At 54.2% G+C, this 3,335-nt stretch carries 3 protein-coding genes; 2 read left to right on the top strand and 1 reads right to left on the bottom strand.

Translation table 11 applies throughout. The annotated features are described in order from the left end of the window. A partial coding sequence (locus PHV74_15605; protein ID MDD5095779.1) for a hypothetical protein occupies window positions 1-707 on the bottom strand: 707 nt, incomplete at its 3' end. Window positions 708-792: 85 nt separating this feature from the next. Between PHV74_15605 and istA the strand changes: the two genes are divergently transcribed. Together istA and istB are read left to right on the top strand one after the other, a co-directional pair. Beyond that, a complete protein-coding gene (istA, locus tag PHV74_15600) occupies window positions 793-2,400 on the top strand; it encodes an IS21 family transposase (GenBank protein MDD5095778.1) in 1,608 nt (535 codons plus the stop codon). Then, the gene (gene istB / locus PHV74_15595) at window positions 2,397-3,158 is read left to right on the top strand and encodes an IS21-like element helper ATPase IstB (GenBank protein MDD5095777.1); all 762 of its coding nucleotides are present in this window, start codon (window positions 2,397-2,399) and stop codon (window positions 3,156-3,158) included. The genes istA and istB overlap by 4 nt, the downstream gene beginning before the upstream one ends. Window positions 3,159-3,335 lie beyond the last annotated feature (177 nt).

Raw genomic sequence — 3,335 nt, 5'->3', positions numbered from 1 at the left:
CCATATTTCTCCCATTGGGATTCCTTGATTTCCTTGATACTTGGAATACTCAATCTAGTCGAGGTTTCGCGTTTATGACCATCATCCTCTAAGGGAGGAAATGCCTTCTTGGGTTTTGTGCGTACGGTATCCTGTTCAGGAGCTACCATAACCGTGAATCGATTGATGAATGGCTTGACAAGTGTTGGGTCGGAAACTCTGGCCTCATAATTCAATTCTTGTCCAATGACACTATCGTCTGGCAGTGTCAGGCTCAGCACTGCCCGACCATCACGCAAGGTCAAACCGTAATCTTTGCATTCCTTAACCCCAAGACCGTCCGTCATCTGCACTACAAATTCTCCATGATTGTCTGACCGGACAAAGTAGTCATTCACCACATCGGTCTCGAAGATAATCCTGCATTTCATATTCCTGGGAGTCTTATGCTTGAGTTCCTTACCATAATCCAGTTTTTGAAATTTGAAATAGGTTGGGTGCAGGTGTCCCTCATACAAAACATCAGCCGAAGACACTTGCTTCGTTTTGAACGGGTTCGGCAACCTTGTGCCTGTAAGAAAAAGTGACGAAAGCGAAGGAGACGATCTTAATATCTCTTTGAGCGCTTCTGCCAGAGGCTTATCATCCTTTATCGCTGATTCAAAATCCTCTTGCCTGTAAAAAACCGCGAACATTGACCCTCTGAGCGAGGTTTTAACCACCATCATTGACCCACCAGTTAGCCGCGGACATTGACCCACCCGGGGAAGGAATCCATTATCATCGCTGCAGAAAGACTGAAGAGGAGCGGCGATGGCATACAAGGAGGTTTCCCGAGTGGAAATTACAGAAGTCATCCGACAGTGGCAGATGGGTCGAGGTATCCGTGAGATCACCCGATCAACCGGTCTATCCCGCAACACGATCCGGAAGTATATTCTGAACGCTCAAAGCTGCGGTCTGGGACGCGACGGGCCGCCTCCGACGGATATTCAGCTGGTTACTCTGCTCCAAGCCAACCATACTGGCCCGCATGAGGTAACGATACCCACTGACAAGGTGTTGGAACCTTGGGCAGAGCAGATCGAGGAGTGGATCAAAAGAGACCGGCTGAAGCTCACCAGGATTCAAGAGCTACTGGCTCAGAACCAGTGCACGGTGGCCTATACCTGCCTGCGTCGTTATGTGACTCGGAAAGGTTGGTTTGGTAAAAGCTCTCAGACGACCGTGCGGATGGCGGATACCGAGCCGGGACAAATGGCCGAGGTAGATTTCGGACGGCTGGGAATGATCTATGATCCCACAACAGGGCGCAAACGCGTGGCCTGGGGCATGCTGACCGTGCTCAACCATTCCCGCCACAGCTTCTTGTGGCCGCTATTCAGCCAGCAATTGGGTGAGGTGATCGAAGGGCTGGAAACTACTTGGGCTTTCTTCGGCGGAATTCCCCGGCAGCTGATACTGGACAATTTCCCTGCGGCAGTGGTCGGACCCGATCCACTCAATCCCCGGATGACCCGTGGTTTTCTGGAGTATGCCCAGCACCGGGGCTTCATTGCAGATCCGGCGAGGCCCAGTCACCCAAAAGACAAGCCAAAAGTCGAAAAAGGGATTTCTTATGTCAGAGAGCGGTTCTTCAAGGGAGGCCAATTCGATGGCCTACCGGATATGCGCCATCAAGCCAAGCATTGGTGCCTGGAAACAGCGGGGCAACGCATTCATGGCACCACCCGGCGACTACCCCTGGTGGTCTTCCGGGAAGAGGAGCGAGCCTGCCTTCTGCCTTACGATGGCGAGCCCTATGATGTTCCTGACTGGCATAAGGCTATGGTGCATCGAGATCACCACATTTCTTACCGATATGCCCTATACTCCGCCCCGTATAGCACCTGTCCTCCAGGAACCAAGCTGGAGGTGAGGGGCGACCGGAAACTGGTTCGGCTCTATCGTCAGGGACAACTGGTGAAGGTCCATCCCCGCCAGCCGGCGGGAGGACGAGCCACCGATCCAGAGGATTATCCGAAGGAACTGACACCGTATACGCTGCGCTCCCCCAACTATTTGCGCCGGAAGAGTGCTGAACTGGGGGATTCGGTAGGGGACTTCGCCGATAAGCTCCTCGGCGGTGCTACACCTTGGGCCAAGATGCGACAGGCGTATAAGCTGCTGCGCCTGGGAGAAAAATACACCCCCTCGCGACTCGATAAAGCCTGCGAGAGAGCGCTGGCAGTGGACTTGATCGATGTGCGCCGGTTGGAACGTATCCTGGTGGAGGCGCTCGAGCATGAGACACTGCCGGAGTTGATATCCTCCACACCACCCCCAGGACGTTTTGCCCGTCCTGGCAGTGTCTTTGCCATTGGCGGCAACAACGGGAGCCAACATGCCGAAACTCTCAAAGATGAAGGAGGACTTCAATGACCACTACTGATGAACTCAAGCCGCTGCTCAAACGCCTGCGGCTGAGCTATATGCTCAACACCCTCCCGGAACGACTGGCCCTCGCCCGACGAGATCAGTTGGACTACGCTGCCTTTCTCCAGATCGTCTTGGCTGATGAGGTCAGCCGACGGGATAATCGCAATCTGGAGACACATCTCCAGTCCGCCGGATTCGAAGAGGTTTGCCGTCTGGAGGATTTCGACTGGACCGCCTCCATCCGTGTGGATCGACGACTATTGGATGCTGTCTTCTCCCTGGACTTCCTCAACCGGCATGGGCATGTCCTCTTTGTCGGTCCCGTCGGCGTGGGCAAATCCTTTCTGGTTCAAGCTCTCGGATTTGCCGCGATACGCGCCGAACATAGCGTTCGCTTCATCCGGGCCGACGCCTTCTTCAGGACCTTGGCTCAATCCAGAGTCGATCATTCTCTGGAGAAGGCTTTTCGGTCCTTCCTCAGCCCGGACCTGCTCATCATCGACGACTTCGGCCTGCAGAAGCTCACCGCTCAGCAGTCAACCGATCTCTATGAGCTGATCATCGCCAGGCACCGCCAGTCCAGCTTTGCCATCACCAGTAACCGGGCCGTGGAAGAATGGTTGGGCCTCTTCGATGACCCTGTCCTGGGCAACAGCGCATTAGACCGGCTGGCCAATGCAAGTTACCAGATCGTCATCGAAGGTACCAGCTACCGGGAAAAATTGTCACCACATCGGCGAAAGGAGGTCTTGACACCATAATTCCACAGTGGTAAAAACTAAATCACCCGGGTGGGTCAAAGTCTGTGGTTAGTAATGGGTCAAAGAACGTGGTTTTTGACACTCAACCAGCCGGGTGGCAAAGAAGTGGCGCAGGCTGTGGGGATGGAAACCATCCAGACCGCAGGCCATTGCCAAACTGGTCACGATTCTGTAGAC

This window comes from Dehalococcoidia bacterium, assembly GCA_028711995.1.
GTDB lineage: Bacteria > Chloroflexota > Dehalococcoidia > SZUA-161 > SpSt-899 > JAQTRE01.
This window is presented reverse-complemented; position numbering and strand designations above follow the sequence as displayed.

Bases quoted from the DNA above. Each gene is read 5' to 3' on its own strand.
- istA (MDD5095778.1), top strand. From the start codon at position 793: ATGGCATACAAGGAGGTTTCCCGAGTGGAAATTACAGAAGTCATCCGA.
- istB (MDD5095777.1), top strand. From the start codon at position 2,397: ATGACCACTACTGATGAACTCAAGCCGCTGCTCAAACGCCTGCGGCTG.